General features: G+C 40.7%; 18 protein-coding genes. 12 read left to right on the top strand and 6 right to left on the bottom strand.

Translation table 11 applies throughout. The features are described 5' to 3' along the window. Nucleotides 1-15 precede the first annotated feature (15 nt). From ABG082_RS18470 to ABG082_RS18460, 3 genes are all read right to left on the bottom strand, one after another. Nucleotides 16-1,692, bottom strand: coding sequence for a hypothetical protein (locus tag ABG082_RS18470; protein ID WP_203143868.1), 1,677 nt, complete (start codon nt 1,690-1,692; stop codon nt 16-18). 82 nt (nt 1,693-1,774) lie between these two features. Then, nucleotides 1,775-2,185 (bottom strand): hypothetical protein, encoded by a 411-nt coding sequence (locus tag ABG082_RS18465; RefSeq protein ID WP_024720438.1) that lies wholly within the window; start codon nt 2,183-2,185, stop codon nt 1,775-1,777. A 12-nt stretch (nt 2,186-2,197) separates the two neighbouring features. Next, nucleotides 2,198-3,682, bottom strand: a complete 1,485-nt coding sequence (locus tag ABG082_RS18460) for a lipase (RefSeq protein WP_348936374.1) — start codon at nt 3,680-3,682, stop codon at nt 2,198-2,200. Between the two features lie 115 nt (nt 3,683-3,797). Here ABG082_RS18460 and ABG082_RS18455 point away from each other — a divergent pair, with 115 nt between their 5' ends. The 10 genes from ABG082_RS18455 to ABG082_RS18410 all read left to right on the top strand — a co-directional run bounded on the left by ABG082_RS18455 (nt 3,798) and on the right by ABG082_RS18410 (nt 12,812). Continuing rightward, complete coding sequence (locus ABG082_RS18455) at nt 3,798-4,298, top strand: DUF1433 domain-containing protein (RefSeq protein ID WP_206114111.1); 501 nt, start codon at nt 3,798-3,800, stop codon at nt 4,296-4,298. Nucleotides 4,299-4,361: 63 nt separating this feature from the next. Further along, the gene (locus ABG082_RS18450; RefSeq protein ID WP_206114110.1) at nt 4,362-4,847 is read left to right on the top strand and encodes a DUF1433 domain-containing protein; all 486 of its coding nucleotides are present in this window, start codon (nt 4,362-4,364) and stop codon (nt 4,845-4,847) included. Nucleotides 4,848-4,928: 81 nt separating this feature from the next. Further along, nucleotides 4,929-5,405, top strand: a complete 477-nt coding sequence (locus tag ABG082_RS18445; RefSeq protein ID WP_348936373.1) for a DUF1433 domain-containing protein — start codon at nt 4,929-4,931, stop codon at nt 5,403-5,405. 83 nt (nt 5,406-5,488) lie between these two features. After that, on the top strand, nt 5,489-5,971 hold the full coding sequence (locus tag ABG082_RS18440; protein WP_348936372.1) for a DUF1433 domain-containing protein: 483 nt from the start codon (nt 5,489-5,491) through the stop codon (nt 5,969-5,971). 78 nt (nt 5,972-6,049) lie between these two features. Next, entirely contained in the window at nt 6,050-6,535 is a 486-nt protein-coding gene (locus ABG082_RS18435; RefSeq protein WP_017368376.1) for a hypothetical protein, read from the top strand. A 98-nt stretch (nt 6,536-6,633) separates the two neighbouring features. Next, nucleotides 6,634-7,569 (top strand): nucleoside hydrolase, encoded by a 936-nt coding sequence (locus ABG082_RS18430; RefSeq protein ID WP_048002497.1) that lies wholly within the window; start codon nt 6,634-6,636, stop codon nt 7,567-7,569. A gap of 116 nt (nt 7,570-7,685) precedes the next feature. Then, nucleotides 7,686-8,519, top strand: coding sequence for a MurR/RpiR family transcriptional regulator (locus ABG082_RS18425; protein WP_048002518.1), 834 nt, complete (start codon nt 7,686-7,688; stop codon nt 8,517-8,519). Nucleotides 8,520-8,704: 185 nt separating this feature from the next. Continuing rightward, complete coding sequence (gene gntK / locus ABG082_RS18420) at nt 8,705-10,249, top strand: gluconokinase (RefSeq protein WP_048002496.1); 1,545 nt, start codon at nt 8,705-8,707, stop codon at nt 10,247-10,249. Between the two features lie 24 nt (nt 10,250-10,273). Next, nucleotides 10,274-11,602 (top strand): GntP family permease, encoded by a 1,329-nt coding sequence (locus ABG082_RS18415; RefSeq protein ID WP_048002495.1) that lies wholly within the window; start codon nt 10,274-10,276, stop codon nt 11,600-11,602. A 277-nt stretch (nt 11,603-11,879) separates the two neighbouring features. Then, the gene (locus tag ABG082_RS18410; RefSeq protein WP_348936831.1) at nt 11,880-12,812 is read left to right on the top strand and encodes a DNA alkylation repair protein; all 933 of its coding nucleotides are present in this window, start codon (nt 11,880-11,882) and stop codon (nt 12,810-12,812) included. A 218-nt stretch (nt 12,813-13,030) separates the two neighbouring features. Here the strand turns inward: ABG082_RS18410 and ABG082_RS18405 are convergent, their stop codons facing one another. After that, the gene (locus tag ABG082_RS18405; protein WP_007498042.1) at nt 13,031-14,368 is read right to left on the bottom strand and encodes an amino acid permease; all 1,338 of its coding nucleotides are present in this window, start codon (nt 14,366-14,368) and stop codon (nt 13,031-13,033) included. Nucleotides 14,369-14,686: 318 nt separating this feature from the next. On the opposite strand from ABG082_RS18405, the gene ABG082_RS18400 reads away from it, so the two are divergent. After that, complete coding sequence (locus ABG082_RS18400) at nt 14,687-16,201, top strand: PAS domain-containing protein (protein ID WP_216895395.1); 1,515 nt, start codon at nt 14,687-14,689, stop codon at nt 16,199-16,201. Nucleotides 16,202-16,244: 43 nt separating this feature from the next. Here ABG082_RS18400 and ABG082_RS18395 read toward each other — a convergent pair whose 3' ends face one another. Next, a complete protein-coding gene (locus tag ABG082_RS18395) occupies nt 16,245-17,228 on the bottom strand; it encodes a Gfo/Idh/MocA family oxidoreductase (RefSeq protein WP_348936371.1) in 984 nt (327 codons plus the stop codon). Nucleotides 17,229-17,372: 144 nt separating this feature from the next. Further along, nucleotides 17,373-17,732, bottom strand: a complete 360-nt coding sequence (locus ABG082_RS18390; RefSeq protein WP_061420697.1) for a MerR family transcriptional regulator — start codon at nt 17,730-17,732, stop codon at nt 17,373-17,375. A gap of 311 nt (nt 17,733-18,043) precedes the next feature. Between ABG082_RS18390 and yidA the strand changes: the two genes are divergently transcribed. Continuing rightward, nucleotides 18,044-18,856 carry a sugar-phosphatase gene (yidA, locus tag ABG082_RS18385; protein WP_024719208.1) on the top strand — a complete coding sequence of 271 codons (813 nt, stop codon included), beginning with the start codon at nt 18,044-18,046 and terminating at the stop codon, nt 18,854-18,856. Nucleotides 18,857-18,863 lie beyond the last annotated feature (7 nt).

Below are 18,863 nucleotides of genomic sequence, written 5' to 3'. Positions count from 1 at the left end.
GAAACGTCTTTTTTTTTATAATCCTTTGATGTTGATTTCATCGACTGGGAGGAAAATCTCACCTGTATCTGTATACTTCATGTTGACTTGATCGCCTTCTTTTAAATAAATAATAAGAGGCTCTTTTTCAGATGACATCGTGTAGTTTTTCCCATCGTCTAGTAAGAAGGTGACGGTTGTATAATCACCGGTCTTTTCCTTATACACCCTCTTCACTTTACCTGTTGACTCTTTCTTTTCTTGCTTTGATGAACTATTGACGGTACCGCCGCCTTTTTGAAGAGCTGTTTTATAGGCTCTTAGTGCTTCGTTTGGTGTAGAAGCGTATGCGGCGATTTCAGGATTGGCTGCCGAAACAATAAAGTAGTTTTGCAGGAACCCATTTGAATCGAGAACAGGTGTAAGCCAGCTTGCTTCCCCATAGAAATTATAAAGAATCGGCATGCGGCCCTTCCATTTCTTCTCGATAAATCGTTTCTCAATAATTTGCAAAGCTCCTTGTGAATCCATGTAGGATTCTTCAAGATTACCCGTATAATACGTGGCTTTTCCTGTTCGGGCATTTGTTAGTGCATACCCGAGCATGGAATCAACGCCCTCTTTTGGACTGGTGAAATCTGTGAAGTAATACATATCCCCTTTTGAATCAAACACCGGACTTACATTGGCTTCAGTCCCCTCATCAGAAGGCAGCTTCACATCTGATTTTCCAAAGAGGCTGTTCCAGAAACCATGTACATAGTTGCCGAAGTAACTATTCTGCAGACTGACGGCCTCTGGTGACACAGCGCCATCAATAAAGGCTGGTACTTTGTCTAAGGCGTATTTCTTCGTTTCACCCGTTTTGGCATCCACAACAACCACACCTGAAGCTTTAAACCCGTTTCGTGCAGAGATGAAATCTCCAAATGTTTGGATGTAATAAGGCTTGCCATCATCATTGATCTCTAGCTGCGTGTCTCCATAGAAAATCAAATCTGGATACTGAAGACGGATATGCCGCTCAATTTCTTTATTGAAATAAGAAGAAGGCGTATAGACCATCTCGGTTTTCACAAACTTTGGATTGGCAGATGAGTCGGTAGCACTTAATGTAAAGTAACCCGGTGTGCTACCAGAACGAATCCATTTAAAGAAATCGGAGAACTCGACGGGTGCGATATACACATACTCACCATTGACCTTCTGAATTTGCAAGCTGCCAAGCTCGTAGTAGCTTGTGTTTGGCACCTGTCCGAACGATTTCTTCATCTTATTGCGAGCAAATTGCGGTGGTACACTCGCAGGTGTTTCTGTCTCATCAAACGCTTTGATTTCGACTTTTTGCTCCATTTTAGAAACGTCGAATTTCTCATTTGCATTAAATAGAAAAGCTGTTGCCATATAAACACCGAGCAACAATAAAATGAGAAATAATACGCCTTTGATCTTTCGCTCCAATCCCACTGATAAAAAGGCACCTGCTGCTGTCACAACAAGTCCAATGAGCCACAGTGATGATGGGTTGCGGTCTAAATTGGTGATGTAGTAGAAGCCGAAAATCCCGATGATGAACAGCAGGGCAAGTCCTGCAATCCACATAAGCGGCACCTGTTGTTCGGTCCCTTTCTTTCTAACGATCAACCTGAGTGGTGTGAGCAAAAGGGTCAAGACAAGACCGATCACAACCGAAAATAACAACATATATCCCACAAACAGATCTCCTTTCAAATCAATCACTCTTTTAGTATATACGAGTGAGACAGGGAAAAGATTCACCGGATAGAAGGTTCATTTAAATGCCGATTGAATCAATGGCTGATTGAACATCTTCTTTCAGCTCAAAAAATGTGAGTCTTTTTTCGATTTTTTCGATTAAGGCGTCAATGGCTTCACCTGACATATGGGTTTGGATGTTCCTTTGATGTTTGTACACGTTAATCAGAAGGTCATCAATCAGATCTACTATTTTTTTGGCTTCTTGGCGATCCTCTGCAAATTCATTTTGAAGTTGATGCCGGATGGCTCTGATCAGCGCTGTTTTCTGTTCTTCTTTGATCTTTGCCTTCAAAGCAGCTAGCTCTGCTGGTGTCATGTCTTCCGTGTTAAAGTTTGCTTGAGAGAAGATGGAGCTAGATGTATGCGTATCTGTGACTCTCTGCAAAAAACGATCTGCGTCTGTTGGTTGTTTCTTTGAAAATTCCATTTGTCGTACTCCTTAAGAAATACCCATATTCTTGGCAAGGGTTGTATCTGCATCGTGGTATTGTTTTCCTAGCTGGCTCATATCATCTGATATTGAGTCCATCCACCTTTTCATATCCATCGCATGATCAATCGCTGCATCATACTTTTTAACTGAATAGAACTCATTGTCAAGACCCTCTGTTTTTAAGTGGCGAATGACAGCATCCACATCTGAAGCCGTCAGCTGATCATACGAGCCAAAACCGACAATTTGTTTGTATCTTGAACGTACTCGTTCTACCGATTGATCCACTTTGTCATCGAGTTTCTCAATTTTGCGAATGATTTGCTGCATATGGTGCTCGGCATATGTGGAGAATTTACGACCTGTGTTCATGAGAACATGCGACTTGATTAAAATCGCTACCACACTTTGCGGATGAACATTTGATTGGCTCAATTGATGTAACATGGCGGTAGTGAGAGAAGGGTTTTTTCTCAACATATCATCAATGGTTTGAACGGAGCCATCTGACGAAAAGGAATACCGGTCTAAGCCATGGCTGCCGGCGAGGGCTTCAAGAAATAAATTCGCATCAAGTGAAGGATTCACACTCATTGCCCGATTGAGGAGATTTTTCATAAATTGGACGGCTTTTGAGGAGTCCTCAGTGTAATCGACGCCTTCAGGTAAAGCGGCATCATACATCACTTTCACACGACCGATTTCTGTCGTATGACGATTTAAGAGAGAAAGCCCGTCATTGAGATTGATATATTCTGTTAATCTACTACGGTAATCACCTTTTAATGCTTTGGCTTGCAGACCATCCGATAGATTTGGGTAAATATTCGGATTCTCAAAGGTGACCCCACCTTGAATAAAATCATTTTTGACAAGAACATAAGAAGCATTTGACCCGCCAAGTGAATGCCCTGTCACATACATCTTCGCATTCGGCATTTTCTTATGGATCTCTTTCGCATACCGGTCCGCTTGCACCATTTGATTCTCTGCACCGTGTTCAAAAGGGATATTTTTAATTAAATACTTCGTATCTGAAATCAACCAATCTTGTACAATCTCATTTGTATAGGTCGTTGTCCCTGTCGTCATCTTCGTCGTCACTTCCTTTGACGTCTCTGACTGGCTAAAAGGAGGCAGCTTTGTCAAAATGGTAGAAAGAAGATCATCTGACTCTTTTTTTCCATGTTTTTTAATGGTATCTTTATATTGGCCTGCGCCAATCGGTTCTGACCCGCGGTAGGCGATGACGGCGTTTTTGATTTTGGTGAGGTCTTTGCCGCCATCGGAGCGCTCAAAATCTTCTTCTGATACAAGGGTTAGTGAGTTAAGACCTTTTTTTGTTTCTTGGTGGTCAACAACATACATTATTTTACCATTTTTCAAGTGTATATCTTTAGAATTTTCATAGTTGAAGATATCATAAGATGCTGATGATATTTCATTATATTCTTTATCGCTAAGTTGATTAATTGCATAATTTTTGGTCAACATTTACACTCCTGTAATAATTATCATGTATATTATAAGATATTGTATGATAAATATCTATAAAAAAAGGTATAAAAACCTATCGATTGAATATTTAAAAGGTGGGATAATTTTTGTGAAAAATACATTTAAGGTTGTACTGATTGTTTTGATTACTATCGTTTTTATTCTAGTATTATCACTTGTTTTTCAAAAAGATAAAGAAAAAAAATTGAATGAATCAGAAGGTGAAACAATCGTGAAAGAGAAGAACGATTTAAAACAAGCAAAAGAATTCGCAGAAGAAATGAAACCGAAAGTAGAGGAACGTTTACATAAAATAGATATTCACAACTTTATTAAAACCATTACGTTCGATAAGGGAGTAAATGTTAATCCAATGGGTTATATAATAATTAGAGGGTATATTAATGGTAACCCAGAAAAGTATGACTTCTCTGCATCATTAGAATATCGATCTAAGGAAGTAGGTACCATGACTTTTTCTCCTGAATTATCTTATCGATTTAAAGACTGGGATAAATTCAAAGATGAACCTGAACTAAAGGAAAACTATCTTAAAAGACTCTCCGAAAAAGAACGTGAACAGTATCTTGAAGATATTGGAGAAAAATAATAAAGCAGGTAATCACCTACCTGTTTTTTATTTTTCATTATTAAGAAGGTGACAACGGTAGACATGAAAAACACAATAAAGCTTTTATCTGTATTGTTTGTAGTCATCCTTGTCGCAGTGACTTCGTTAATCGTTCAGGTTAACAAGCATATTCAATCTAATAATGCGGTCAAGGAAAAGAGTGATCAAGCAAAAGCAGAAGAACTTGCAGAGAAGATGAAACCCAAGATTGAAGAGCACTTACACAAAAGAGATATTCATAACTTTATCAAAACCATCACGTTTGAAAAAGATGTGACCATTAACCCAATGGGAGATATTACGATTGATGGTTATGTAAATGATGAACCGGAAAAGTACGGTTTCTCAGCTTCTTTACAATATAGAGCTAAAAAAATCGGTTCAATGAGTTATGACCCTGATTTATCAGACCGCTTTATAGATTGGGAAGAATATAAAGATGAGCCGGAAGTGAAAGAAAATTACCTTAAAAGTTTTACTAAGGAGGAACGTGATCAGTATCTGAGAGACATTGGAGAAAAAGAGTAAAACAGGTACTAGCCTACCTGTTTTTATTTTGTCAAATTCAATAGTCAGCTGATTAAAGTTCATCAAGGAGTTTTGCTTTTTATGAAAAATATCATGAAATTTTCTATCATAATTGTGGTCGCCGTCATCTCCGTAACTGTGTTTGTTGTAGAGTACATTCATCAGAGTTTTTCAGAGGAAGTAGTGCAAGAGAAAAGTGATCAAGAAAAGGCCGAAGAATTCGCAGAGGAAATGAAGCCGAATATAGAAAAGCGTTTACGTAAAATGGATATTCATAATTTTATCGAAACCATATCTTTTAAAAAGGGAGTAACCATTAATCCAATGGGATATATAAGAATTAGAGGATACGTGAATGGTGAACCAGAAAGATTTGAGTTCTCTGCATCATTAGAATATAGATCTAAAGAGGTGGGTTCTATGAGCATTTCATCTGATTTATCAGACCGTTTCGAGAAATGGGATGATTTTGATCCGCAAGTGAAAGAAGATTTTTTGAATAGTCTCTCTAAAAAGGAACGTGAACAGTATCTAAAGGACATTGGAGAAAAAGAGTAAAACAGGTACATGCCTACCTGTTTTTATTTTGTCAATTTCATTAGTCGATGGATTAAAAATCTTATTAAGGAGTTTTGCTTTTTATGAGAAATACAATGAAATTTTCTATTATAATTGTGGCCGTTATCATCTCAGTAACTGTTTTTATTGTAGAGTACTTTAATAAGAGTCTGTCAGATGAAGTAGTGGAAGAGAAAAGTGATCAGGAAAAAGTAGAAGATTTTGCAAATAAGATGAAACCTAAGGTTGAAGAGCACTTACACAAAAGAGATATTCATCACTTTATCAAAACCATAACGTTTGAAAAAGATGTGACCATCAATCCTATGGGGGATATTATAATCGATGGCTATATAAATAATGAACCGGAGAAGTACGGGTTTTCAACTTCTTTACAATATAGAGCTAAAAAAATCGGTTCAATGAGTTATGATCCTGAGTTGTCATATCGTTTTAAAGATTGGGATAAATTTAAAGATGAACCAGAATTAAAGGAAAACTATCTTAAACGACTCTCTGAAAAAGAACGAGAGCAATATCTAAAGGACATTGGAGAAAAAGAGTGAAGCAGGTGTCTACCCACCTGTTTTATTTTTTTATTATCATTAATTGAGAAGTTTTGATTGTAAGGAGTGTTGCGTTGTATGAAAAATACTTTAAAACTTGTATCTGTTTTGGTCGTTATCATCATTGTCTCAGTGACTTCGTTAGTCACTCAGCACAATAAGCAAAGTAAATCAAATGATGTGGTAAAAGCAAAGAGTGATCAAGAAAAAGCAGAAGAGCTCGCAGAAAAAATGAAGCCTAAAATAGAAGAATGTTTACGCAAAGAAGACATCCATCACTTTATTAAGACCATAACGTTTAAGAAGAGGGTAACTATTGATCCAATGGGCTACATCGTAATTAGAGGATATATAAATGATGAACCGGAAAAGTACGGTTTCTCAGCTTCTTTACAATATAGAGCTAAAAAAATCGGTTCAATGAGTTATGACCCTGACTTATCAGACCGCTTTATAGATTGGGAAGAATATAAAGATGAGCCGGAAGTGAAAGAAAATTACCTTAAAAGTTTTACTAAGGAGGAACGAGAACAGTATCTTAGAGACATTGGAGAAAAAGAGTGAAAAATATCCGTTAGCCGTATGTTCTTTCAAAAACGATGACCAAAATAATATGCTATCATTCCCCTAACAACACTTACAAACAAGGGAGAGCTTCAAACATGGCAAATAAAAAGAAATTGATCTTGGATGTAGACACTGGAATTGATGATGCAATTGGTATTTTGCTTGCAGTGAAAAGTAAGCGGTTTGATATGTTGGGGATCACAACGGTGTGCGGGAATGTGTCTGTTGAAGCGGCTACGTTGAATACGTGTAAAGTGCTTGAGCTGGTTGAGGTAGAGGAAATCCCTGTCATCAAAGGTGCAGCGACGCCTCTTTTGAGAGCCCCTCATTATGAACATCGGGTGCATGGGGAGGATGGAATTGGCGGCGCTTTAAAGGACGCCCGGCCTAAGAAGACCGCAGATGAAGGTTTTGCGCCTGATTTTATCATTGACCAAGTGCTGAAGTATTCGAAGCAGGTTACGCTCGTGTTGACAGGGCCGTTAACGAATTTAGCCCTTGCGGTAAAAAAATGCCCTGAGCTGATTCATCATGTGAAAGAAGTCATTTTTATGGGGGGTGTCGTGCAGGGACAGGGAAATGTCACACCGGTTGCGGAATTTAATACATATGCAGATCCAGAAGCGGCGAAATTGGTGCTGGAGGCTGGTTTCCCTTCATTGACTCAAGTAGGGCTGGATGTCACGAGACAGGTCTTGTTAACGGATGAGAGAATTGATGCCATTCAAAATGAAACGTTAGCCAGTTATATCAGAGAGAGCACAAGCATTTACCGCCAGCGCTATTTTGAGCGGAATGGGGTGTGGGCATGTGCCATGCATGATCCGCTTGCTGTAAGTCTTGCAATTGATAAACAACTTGTGAATACACAGGCTTTTCATGTAGAAGTGGAGACGAAGAGTGAGTTCTGCGATGGTCAAATGATATGTGATTTTCAGCATCAATGGGGAAAAGATCGCAATCTTCAAGTGTGTATGGATGTAGATGCTGAAGGGTTTTTTGATTTAATGATCAAAGTCTTGAATTCTTAAAAAAGAAGTCTGTGCAAACAGGCTTCTTTTTTATAAGATGGGAACATGAGGAAATGTATGCGCTCACATGAATGAGGAAGGAGTGAAGTCAATTGGCTTCTGTCAGTTTAAGTAGTATGGATAAGATAAGGGCAGCAAGCAGAGGATTGCCGCCAAAACTGAAAGCAATTGCTGAGCACATTACAAGTGAGCCCCGCGACATCATCCATTTGTCGATTGTCGAGCTTGCCAAAAAGACAGCGAGCTCAGAGGCAACGATTTTTCGTCTTTGTAAAAGGCTTGGATTTGAGGGGTATCAAGATTTGAAGATTGCTATTGCCCAGGAAATAGACCAAACGAAGCCTGATTATGTAGATGAAGAGATGAGTCTTGACGATGATACTGCCGTTTTTATGCAAAAGGTATTTCAGGCAAACATCACTGCATTAAAGGATAGTTTTCAATTGTTGAATCCAAAAGATGTAGAAAAAGCCGTACAATTAATCCATGAAGCAGAGCGCTTAGAGTTTTATGGCAGCGGTGGGTCTGGCCTCATCGCCACAGATGCTTTTCACAAATTTATGAGAACAGGCATCAACTGTATTGTTCATACAGATTCTCACTTTCAAGCGATGTCGGCAGGTCTGCTTGATCAAAAGAGCACAGTGCTTGGTATATCTCATTCTGGTCGAAATAAGGATTTGCTGGATGCGATGAAAACAGCCAAGGAAAAAGGAGCGAAAACCATTGGCATTACAAGCTATCAGCGTTCTCCATTGAGTCAGCTTGCAGATGTCACGCTGTATACATCAACGCAAGAAACGGCTTTCCGAACGGAAGCGATGTCTGCTAGGCTTGCCCAGCTTACTGTGATTGATGTGCTATATTTTGCGCTTGCACATTTAAGGCAGCAGGAAACATTAACAAACTTAAAGCAAATGAGAGAAACCATTTCTCAAAAAAGAGTGTAATGGTTTCAAAAATAAATTTTTCTATTAGTGAAAAATGCTGTTGTGGTAACGATTCTAAGGTTTTAAATGAAAATTATTTTCTTTTTGATCGTTGAATGTCGAAAAAAATATTCCTATAATGGGATTTATCAGGTACACCGGCACCACGACACTTTATTTCAAATCAATGATTGGGCGTGATACAGATGAAGGGAAACCAGGCGGTAATTGGTTTGGATATTGGAACAACAAGTACAAAGGCGGTTCTATTTGGACCACAGGGGAAAGTCATATCAAAACATTCTGTTCCTTATGACCTCATTCACCCCCAGCCAGCATGGGTTGAGCAGAACCCTGAACATATTTTAGATGCTGTGATTGCGAGTGTAAGAGGCGCATTGACGAAAGCAGCATTTGATGCAAAAAACCTCATAGGTGTGGGAATTAGTACGGCGATGCATTCGTTAATCGTCATGGATGAGAATGGAAAAGCATTAACAAACAGTATCATTTGGGCTGATAACAGAAGTGCAGAACAAGCGAAACGAATCATAACGGACTTAGATGGCTTTCAAATTTATAAAAGAACCGGAACACCGATCCATCCAATGTCACCGCTTTCAAAAATACGATGGATCAAGGAAATGACACCTGACGTCTTCAATCAGGCAGCAAAATTCATTTCCATCAAAGAGTATGTTCTTTATCATTTCTTCGGTCAGTATGTGGTCGATTATTCAATTGCATCAGCAACAGGACTGTTCCGATTGGAAACGCTTCAATGGGACGAGGAGGCCCTACGTATTGCAGGAATTCAGGTGAATCAGCTGTCTGAACTTGTTCCAACGACGCATCAGCTGCGTGGGCTTCAGCCAGAAATTGCACTGCGAATGGGCATTGAAGAAGATACACCATTTGTTGTGGGTGCGAATGACGGTGTCCTAGCGAATCTTGGTGTTGGTGCGATTGGCAAAGGTGAGGTAGCAGTCACGATTGGGACAAGTGGTGCAGTACGTACAGTCGTAGATCAGCCGATTACAGATGAGCAATCAAGAACATTTTGCTATGCATTGACGGACAAGCACTGGGTAGTCGGAGGACCGACCAATAACGGCGGGATTATGCTGAGATGGCTGAAGGATGAATTTGGGTCGTCAGAGGTGGAGGTAGCGAAGCGTCTAGGTGTAGACCCTTACGATCTGATGATTGATATTGCAGAGAAGGTTCCAGCTGGCTCAGAAGGACTGCTGTTTCTACCATTTTTAACAGGTGAGCGTGCACCTTATTGGAATCCAAACGCAAGAGGCACGTTCTTCGGGATTGGTCTTCAGCATAAGCGCGAGCACTTTATTAGAGCCGTGTTAGAAGGCGTCATTATGAGTGTTTTCTCGATCGGTGTGGCACTAAGAGATTTAACAGGTCCAGCGAAGGATGTCCGGGCTTCTGGTGGATTTGCGAGATCCCCGCTATGGAGGCAGATTTTGGCGGATACGATGGGCAGAGAAGTGCTCGTTCCAGAAAGCTACGAGGCTTCCGCACTTGGGGCGGCTGTCCTTGCACTTCATAGTTTAGGTCATATGGAAGAGATAGAAGAAGTACAGGAATGGATTCGTATTTCTGCTCGCCATGAACCAAATATGGAGAACAACGAAACATACATAGAGCTATTTTATTTATATGAGCGTCTCTATGACAAACTGAAGGATGAATTTGATGTCATTAGTGCGTTGCAATTAAAACAAAATCGTTAAACATCGGGGAAAAGGTGGGAGAACATGCTTTTATTCATTGTGATTGCGGCGATTGTCCTTTTACTCATTCTCATTACAGTCGCTAAGTTGAATCCGTTTGTGAGTTTGATTATTACCTCTATGCTAGTAGGTTTTGCTACAGGAATGGATTTACAGGAAATCATTCAATCGATTAAAACGGGATTAGGGAACACGTTATCGTTACTGGCGATTGTGCTAGCGCTTGGGACCATGCTTGGGAAAATGATGGCTGAGTCAGGGGGTGCTGAGCGGATCGCTCAAACACTCATCAGTCGTTTTGGGACGAAGAATGTGCATTGGGCGATGATGTTTGTAGCCTTTATCGTGGGGATACCTGTCTTTTTCCAGGTCGGATTTGTTCTTCTCATTCCCTTACTCTTTACCATTGCGATTGAAACGGGCATTTCGCTCGTGACGATTGGGATTTCATTAATCGCAGGCTTGTCTGTTGTGCATGGGCTAGTCCCGCCTCATCCAGCTGCAATGGCAGCAGTAGGCATCTATCATGCCAATGTGGGGAAAACGATTTTCTTTTCAATCATCGTCGGTTTGCCAACAGCTATTATTGCTGGACCGTTGTATGGTAAGTGGATTGGAAAACGAATACATAAACCAGTTCCAGAGATGCTCAGAAAGCAATTCACGGAACGACATGCTGATCGGAAGCTTCCTGGTTTTGCGAATACGATGTTTACCATTTTGGTGCCGGTCATTCTTATGCTGCTTGCCACGTTGGCGGATATTATTTTGCCAGAGGATAGTATGTGGTATCAGATGTTCAAGTACATTGGAGATCCCATAACAGCTTTATTGATTGCAACAGTGTATTCTTTCTTTAGCCTTGGCTTTATACAAGGGATGAGCCGTGACCGAGTGCTGTCATTTAGTAATGAATGTTTGGGACCGATCGCTTCCATTCTGCTTGTGATTGGTGCAGGCGGAGCGTTCAATAATGTATTGATCGATTCAGGCGTTGGGGATTATATTGCTGATTTAGCCAAACACTCCCCAATCTCACCGATTTTACTTAGCTGGCTGATTGCTGCGGTTATTCGTGTGGCAACAGGATCTGCTACAGTATCCATGATGACAGCGGCCGGAATTGTAGCCCCAATCGCTGCATCCATGCCGGATGTGAGCAGAGAGCTGCTTGTTTTAGCAACAGGAGCGGGTTCACTGATTTTGTCTCATGTCAATGATTCTGGTTTTTGGTTGATCAAAGAGTATTTTGGTATGACCATTAAAGAGACGTTCTTGACATGGACGGCTATGGAGACCATCATTTCCGTTAGCGCCATTGCATTTATTATGATCATTAATATGTTTATATAACGGCACAACAGCTCAATTCTTCGGGATTGGGCTGTTTTTGGTTTGTTGTTATGCCGCTTTTGACAATTTAGGATAAAATAATGATATTGAGCTATGGGAGGCGGACACGATCGAACCTTTAAAACATGTATATAATAAACCATTTATTCAACATTTAGCAGAAAAACTTGCGCAAGCGTCAACTGTATTTGATGCTGATCACTTTCAGCAGCTTGTGTTTCAAGAGGATTGGGAGCAGCTCGAGTTGAAAGGACGAATGAGAAGAGTAACTGAATCGATGTACGCCTGTCTGCCTGAGGATTATGAGAAGGCAATCGATGTACTGCGTCAGACAGCACCGCATTTTACAGGGCTCAGTGCGCTTGTATTTCCAGACTACGTCGAGACATATGGTGTTGACCATTGGGATATCTCGATCAAAGCACTTGAATTCTTTACACCGTTTTCCACTGCTGAATTTGCCGTTCGACCTTTTCTCATTCGAGATCAAGAGAAAATGCTGGCGCAGATGCTTGTGTGGTCACAGGATCAAAATGAACATATTCGCCGTCTCGCTAGTGAAGGATGCAGGCCTCGTTTGCCGTGGGGATTATCCGTCCCTGCGCTGAAAAAGGACCCTTCTGTCACGCTGCCCATTTTAGAAAATTTGAAGTCAGATTCGGCCAAGTATGTGCAAAAAAGTGTAGCGAATCATTTAAATGATATTTCTGCAATTCAGCCAGACCTCATGAAGCAAATGGTCAAAAGCTGGTATGGAACCAATGAACATACAAACTGGATTGTCAAACATGCATCCCGTACGTTATTGAAAAAAGGCGATCCAGATATCATGGCTTTATTTGGCTATGGAGATGATCCGTCTATCCAAGTAACGGATTTGAAGGTGACGCAAGACCCCGTTCGTATTGGAGAGAAGCTGACCTTTCATTTTATTCTTCAGGCAGATAAGCCATTAAAGCTGCGCGTAGAGTATGCCGTTGATTACGTGAAAGCTCGTGGTACACGCAATCAAAAGGTATTTAAAATCACAGAATTTGAAACAGGATCGGCGCTGCATAGAGAATTTGTCCGGTCACAGTCGTTTCAAAATATGACAACGAGAAAGCACTATGAGGGCATTCATACATTAACCATCATCATCAACGGCATCCCAAAAGCGTCTGTTGATTTCGAAGTCGCAGCAGCTGCTCATGAAAAAACCCGCCACTGAGGCGGGTTTCAGCGTGTAGACAAACCCTCGCATTCGGTGTCAGTCCTGCGCGCTGGTGCTCACGAATGTCAAATTCGCTCCGCGCCAGTACTCGTCCTTCCTAGACTGCAAAGGTTTTCTATCACGCTGAAAAGAAGACAAAGGGCTAAAATCAAGTTCATTTTAGCCCTTTGTCAACAATTTGATACCCGCCACTGAGGCGGGTTTTTGCTTCGTTTCTAAGCTTTCTTTTTCATTAAAAATGAAGCAATGATGGCGGCTGCTAAGAAACCGATGCTGATAATCGAGCTAGGTAAGTTCTCTGGTCTGAATAGGAACAGAACAAAACTGACACTGAGTACAAGACCAGCAAATAAAGTGAAATACGGAAATAACCAAACTTTGAAATACGGTTCCTGCGGATATCTTGGACGCAGTTTCAAATGTGCCAGACAGATGCTGATCCAAATAAGAGAAACCGCAAAACCAGGGATAGCCAGCATATAGCTGAAAATTTGATCTGGATACAAGTAAGCAAAGAATGTTCCGATTAAAAGAAACAGAACGGTCACCCATAAACTTAAAATAGGTACACCTCTTTTGTTGACCTGTGCCAGCTTTTTTGGACCGCCGTCTGATTTAGATAGAGAATGAATCATTCTCGTCGTGCCGTAAATACCAGAGTTGGCGGCAGATAGAACGGCTGTAATTAAGACGAAATTAATGAAGTGAGAGGCACCCTGCATGCCAGCTGCTGAAAAGACTTGGACAAAAGGACTGTTATTCGGATCGATTTGATTCCAAGGAATGAGTCCGCAAATAATCAAAATCGGCAGTGTGTAAAACAAGATGATGCGCCACATCATACTTTTGACAACACCAGGTAGTACCTTTTCTGCATCCTTTGTTTCTGTAATGGTCAGCCCGATCAATTCAGAGCCTCCATACGAGAAGATCACCACTAATAATGAGGCAAAGACAGCACCCCATCCGTTCGGGACAAAGTTTTGGTAATTGGTGAGAACAGGCGTGCTTTGTTCGCTCGGAATGATTCCAAATAATAATGCAGCACCGAGAATAATAAACACAATAATAACGAAAATCTTCATTCCAGCGAACCAAAACTCAATTTCACCAAAGTATTTTACATTATTTAAATTAATTCCGATGACTAAGAGCGAGCAAAGTAAACATAAAGACCATAAAGGTACGTTTGGCATCCAATATTGAAGTAAACTCCCCGCTGCAATGATTTCAATGACACATACAGTGAGCCACATAAAACAGTAAACCCATCCGACAACAAATGAAAAACGTTGACCAAGCGCAATCTGTATGAGGTCGCGAAGGTTATTCCCCGGGTAGACGATGGCCATTTCAGCTAAAGCCGCCATGACAATGAGAAGAAGCAATCCAGCAAATACATAGGAAAAGATGACTCCAGGACCTGCTAAGCCGATTGTATCGGCACTTCCTTTAAAGATTCCTGTACCAATGACCCCGCCCATCGCAATCATGCGAATATGACGCGGCGATAAAAGCTTTTTTAATTCGTGTTGTTCCTGATTCGCGCTCATGACGTTCTCCTTTTTTAAAATGCTTATGTTCCATTTTCTTTTTTCGAGCGGTCAGTGTCAATATAAAAAAAGAGATTTTTCAGACAAAATAGGCGGTTGATTCTATCAAATGAGCCGTTTTCTTCCATAAATCCTTTCCATGACCCATCCCCAAAATCTGAAACTTCGTGAAAAAATGAACATTTGCCTTCATTCTGACATAAACAATTTTCAGTTTTTGTCGATATATCTTTTGTATTACTAAAGTCCTAATAAAGAATTATTTATAACTGTAAAATATTTCAAAAAAGTATGGAAGAATGAAAGGAGTTATTGAAGATGTTTATGAGAAAAGCAAGTGATTCATCGTCGGGGGCCCTTCTTAGTGAAAGCAGTCAATTAGTTGAACGAATTGAGAAGGGAGATTTTTCAGCCAGAATTGATACTGCTGCATTCTCTTCTAGTCAAACAATAGAAGCAGTGGCTCAAATAAATGAAGCGTTGCAAAAGATGCAAGAAGCGCAAGAAGATATTCATATGCGTATGAATTTAGTGACAAAAGCGATTAAAGTGGGTCTATGGGATATGACGGTTGTAGCAGGAGATCCTGTGAATCCAAAAAACGAATTCACATGGACAGATGATTTCCGCAGAATGCTAGGTTTTCAAAATGAAAACGATTTTCCGAATGTCTTAGACAGCTGGGCATCTCGAATTCATCCAGATGAGCAGGAATACACCTTGAATGCATTCTCTACGCATTTATTGGATCATTCTGGCCGTACACCGTATGATATCGAGTATCGTCTGAAGTTGAAAAATGGCGAGTATCGCTGGTTCAAAGCAACTGGAACGACGATTCGAGATCGAAATGGGGTACCTCTTCGTGTGGCAGGGGCTCTTTTTGATATTCATGATCAGAAATTGAAAGAAGAAGAGCTGCAAGCATTCGTGACAAGATATGACTTGATCAACCGTGCGCTTGTGGAAGCTCCTTGGGATATGGTTGTAGAGGCTGGTGATTCTGTCAATCCAAACAATGAATTCTGGTGGTCTCCACAGTTTAGAAAAACGCTTGGTTTTACAGATGAAAAGGATTTCCCGAACGTGTTGAGCAGCTGGAGTGATCGTTTGCATCCTGAAGATAAAGAATCGGCTCTCCAGGCCTTTTCGGATCACTTAAATGACCATTCTGGCCGCACACCATTTGACATTGATTATAGATTGCAGAGTAAAAATGGCGAGTACCGCTGGTATCATGCGGGCGGTGAGACCATTCGTGATGAGAAGGGTGTCCCTTTACGTGTTGCAGGAACGATTCGTGATATTACGTTAGAAAAAAATAAAGAAAAAACAGCGAATGAAATGGCTTCTCAAGTAGAGCAGCTTTCAAGTTCTATTAGTGAAATGGTATCTGGCATCAGCTCTGTGACAAACCAAGCACAGGAGCTTGCTGTCGCTCAAGAGCAGTCAACGTCTGCTGCTAATCTGGCGAAAAACAGTGCAGATGAGACGAAGAACATTTCAGACTTGATCAAAGAAGTGGCAAACCAAACGAATCTGCTTGGTTTGAATGCCGCAATTGAAGCGGCAAGAGCAGGCGAGCAGGGCCGCGGTTTCTCAGTCGTTGCCGATGAAGTGCGTAAGCTAGCGCTTCATAGTGCCAATGCGACAGAAAATATCGAATCTAGTTTAACTGAAATGAAAACACAAATCGATCAAATTCTTGAAAATATCTCTAATATGACAGCTCTTACGCAAACACAGGCTGCTTTAACAGAGCAAGTGAACGCTTCAGTTGATGAAGTGAATCATATGTCTCAGCGTCTGGTGGCATATTCAAAGAGTATCTAATGTCACAAAAAACCGCCTTTTCATCAGAAGGCGGTTTTTTTATTTAAGCATGATCCGCTGGGAAAACAATATCGGCGTCTTTCCTAGCGGCTTCAAGAACCTTCATGACAGAAAGACTGTCATCAAGCCATTCATAACACTTTTCGACATTTCCGGTTTCAATGATATGCTGAAATGCTTCTGCTTCATAAAACAGGCGGTTTGAATTGGTTTGTGCATTGAGTGAAGTGACTTGGTCTCCTATATGCAGCAACACTTCCTCACAGCCATTCGCACCATTTTTCACATGTAGGAACCCTTTTTCCCCTTGAATCAAAGCGAAATTCATACTGCTTGTATCTTTGCTGCCAACACTTGTGGCGATGAAATCATTGTAAGTAAAAGTTAAAACACCAGATGTGTCGATGCCGTTTGGATGGCGGTTGGCCTGGTAACGAACGTCTTTCGGTGAACCAAATAGATTCATAATGAAATGAACATTGTAAATGTTAATATCCATGAGGGCACCGCCAGAAAACTCTGGGTTAAAGACATTCGGTGTTTCCCCGGCGAGCAGCTGATTATATTTACTTGAATATTGACTATAGTTGCATTGAACGAGTTTGATTCTGCCTAATTGATGAAGGTGTTTTTTGATTAAATGATAGTTGGGCATATGAACGGTCGTAATGGCTTCAAATAGGAAGAGCTGCTTTTCCTTTGCGAGAGCGATTAAGGCTTCTAGCTCTTTCACATTAGAGGTAAAAGGCTTTTCGCAAATCACATGTTTTCCGTGTTTCAATGCAGCCGTGGCATGCTCGCTATGTAAACGATTGGGTGATGCGATATATACCGCTTCTATGTGGGGATCTTCTAACATAGTGGTTAAATCCGTATAAGTCGTTTGCACCCCAAATTGATCTGCGAGTTTCTTTGCCGTAGCTTCCTTTCTTGAATAGACAGCGTGGCAAGAAGCCCCTTCAAGCTGTTCAATTGCCTGGAGGAAACCTTCCACAATCACACCTGTTCCAATGGTTGCTATTCTCATTCTATTCATAACCCCTTTCATACGATTGATGTCACGTCAAGCTGTCTCTAGTATACCTGATGTTTTCATACAACGTGTACTTAACAGCTAGTCGCAGAGGGGTGCCAGTAAAAAATACCGGCACATCTTTGGCAGCCCTTACAATTAACTAATGTTAGCTAATGTTTGTTTTGTTAACAATTGAATGGCCGCCTTCCTCTTTTTTAACTCTTGAATGGATTTTTGAATATCTTCTACTTTTTGTTCGAGCAGCTGTTCCGCTTCTGTTTTCGACTGTTTCTCGAATAGTGACGAGATAATTTCTCGAATTTCTTTGAGTGAGAAATCTAGCTTTCTTGCTTCAGTGATAAAGGATAGCATGAGTACATATTTTTTATCATATAAACGATAGCCGTTATGTGCTCTCTTAGGCTCGGGGAGCACACCCTCATTTTCATAAAAACGAATGGTTTCAATATGTACACCAGACATTTTTGACAATTTTCCTCTCGTAAATGTAATCATTCCCTGCACCTCCTTTCTTTGCTATCCATCATACAATTAGATTTGCTAGTTTCAAAATATTCTCCGATGAACATTTGTTCCTTTTCATACTGTTAAAATGAGAGATCTGTTCTATTCACAGCGGATTTCATAGAATAGGTTATAATAGATGAGGATGAAGTGATTTTTTGTTACAGATATGAACAAGTAGACAGTGTGAGAAAAAAACGATAGGCTAAAATAGGTACATAGTATGATGAACAGCATGTGATCATGTAGATGATCACTCAAAATAGTGACAGCACGTTTTGCTGAGAAAAGGGGAGCAGTGAATGTATAAATTAGTCGCAATTGATATGGATGGTACGTTATTAAATGATCAGCATATGGTGCCGGATGAGGTGTTTGCTGCGATTCAACAGGCGAAGGCAGAAGGCGTTAAAATTGTCTTATGTACAGGCCGGCCGATTGGCGGGGTGCATCGCTACTTAAAAGAGCTGCAGCTCGATCAAGAGGGGGATTATGTCATCGCCTATAATGGAGCGCTTGTACAAAACAGCCATACAAATGAAGTCGTATCAGAATTAACTTTATCCTATGATGATTTGACTTCTTTATATGAACTGAGCCGTCAGCTGGATACACCTATGCATTATTTCGATTCAGCTCATCTATACACACCAAATCGGGATATTAGTGAATACACGGTACTTGAATCGTACTTAACGAAATTGCCGCTCAAGTATTTACCTGTCGAAGAGGCAGACCCATCCATGAGACTTCCGAAGATGATGTATATTGATCAGCCGGAACGTTTGGAAAAGACGATACAAGCCATTCCATCTGAAGTGAAGGATCAGTACATGATGGTAAAAAGCACAGATTTCTTCCTAGAAATTCTTCATCCTGATGTGAGCAAAGGGAATGCTGTGAAGCTTCTAGCGCATGAACTGGGGATTTCTCGTGAAGAAGTGATGGCGATTGGTGACAATGGGAACGACGTGTCGATGCTAGAATTTGCGGGCTGTGGCGTTGCGATGGGAAATGCCATTGAAGATGTCAAAGCAGTTGCGGATGTTGTGACAAAATCCAATAACGAAGCAGGAGTCGCACATGTTCTGCATGAGCGAGTCATCGGAAAATAAAGAAAGA

Source organism: Bacillus sp. BS1807G30 (assembly GCF_040047675.1).
Taxonomy (GTDB): Bacteria; Bacillota; Bacilli; order Bacillales; family Bacillaceae; genus Bacillus; species Bacillus altitudinis.
This window is presented reverse-complemented; position numbering and strand designations above follow the sequence as displayed.

Excerpts from the sequence above, each read along its gene's own strand:
- ABG082_RS18440 (WP_348936372.1), top strand. The coding sequence starts at position 5,489 with ATGAGAAATACAATGAAATTTTCTATTATAATTGTGGCCGTTATCATC.
- ABG082_RS18405 (WP_007498042.1), bottom strand. The coding sequence starts at position 14,368 with ATGAGCGCGAATCAGGAACAACACGAATTAAAAAAGCTTTTATCGCCG.
- ABG082_RS18390 (WP_061420697.1), bottom strand. The coding sequence starts at position 17,732 with ATGATTACATTTACGAGAGGAAAATTGTCAAAAATGTCTGGTGTACAT.
- yidA (WP_024719208.1), top strand. The coding sequence starts at position 18,044 with ATGTATAAATTAGTCGCAATTGATATGGATGGTACGTTATTAAATGAT.
- ABG082_RS18445 (WP_348936373.1), top strand. The coding sequence starts at position 4,929 with ATGAAAAATATCATGAAATTTTCTATCATAATTGTGGTCGCCGTCATC.
- ABG082_RS18435 (WP_017368376.1), top strand. The coding sequence starts at position 6,050 with ATGAAAAATACTTTAAAACTTGTATCTGTTTTGGTCGTTATCATCATT.
- ABG082_RS18430 (WP_048002497.1), top strand. The coding sequence starts at position 6,634 with ATGGCAAATAAAAAGAAATTGATCTTGGATGTAGACACTGGAATTGAT.
- ABG082_RS18395 (WP_348936371.1), bottom strand. The coding sequence starts at position 17,228 with ATGAGAATAGCAACCATTGGAACAGGTGTGATTGTGGAAGGTTTCCTC.
- ABG082_RS18400 (WP_216895395.1), top strand. The coding sequence starts at position 14,687 with ATGTTTATGAGAAAAGCAAGTGATTCATCGTCGGGGGCCCTTCTTAGT.
- gntK (WP_048002496.1), top strand. The coding sequence starts at position 8,705 with ATGAAGGGAAACCAGGCGGTAATTGGTTTGGATATTGGAACAACAAGT.
- ABG082_RS18415 (WP_048002495.1), top strand. The coding sequence starts at position 10,274 with ATGCTTTTATTCATTGTGATTGCGGCGATTGTCCTTTTACTCATTCTC.
- ABG082_RS18450 (WP_206114110.1), top strand. The coding sequence starts at position 4,362 with ATGAAAAACACAATAAAGCTTTTATCTGTATTGTTTGTAGTCATCCTT.
- ABG082_RS18425 (WP_048002518.1), top strand. The coding sequence starts at position 7,686 with ATGGATAAGATAAGGGCAGCAAGCAGAGGATTGCCGCCAAAACTGAAA.
- ABG082_RS18410 (WP_348936831.1), top strand. The coding sequence starts at position 11,880 with ATGTACGCCTGTCTGCCTGAGGATTATGAGAAGGCAATCGATGTACTG.
- ABG082_RS18465 (WP_024720438.1), bottom strand. The coding sequence starts at position 2,185 with ATGGAATTTTCAAAGAAACAACCAACAGACGCAGATCGTTTTTTGCAG.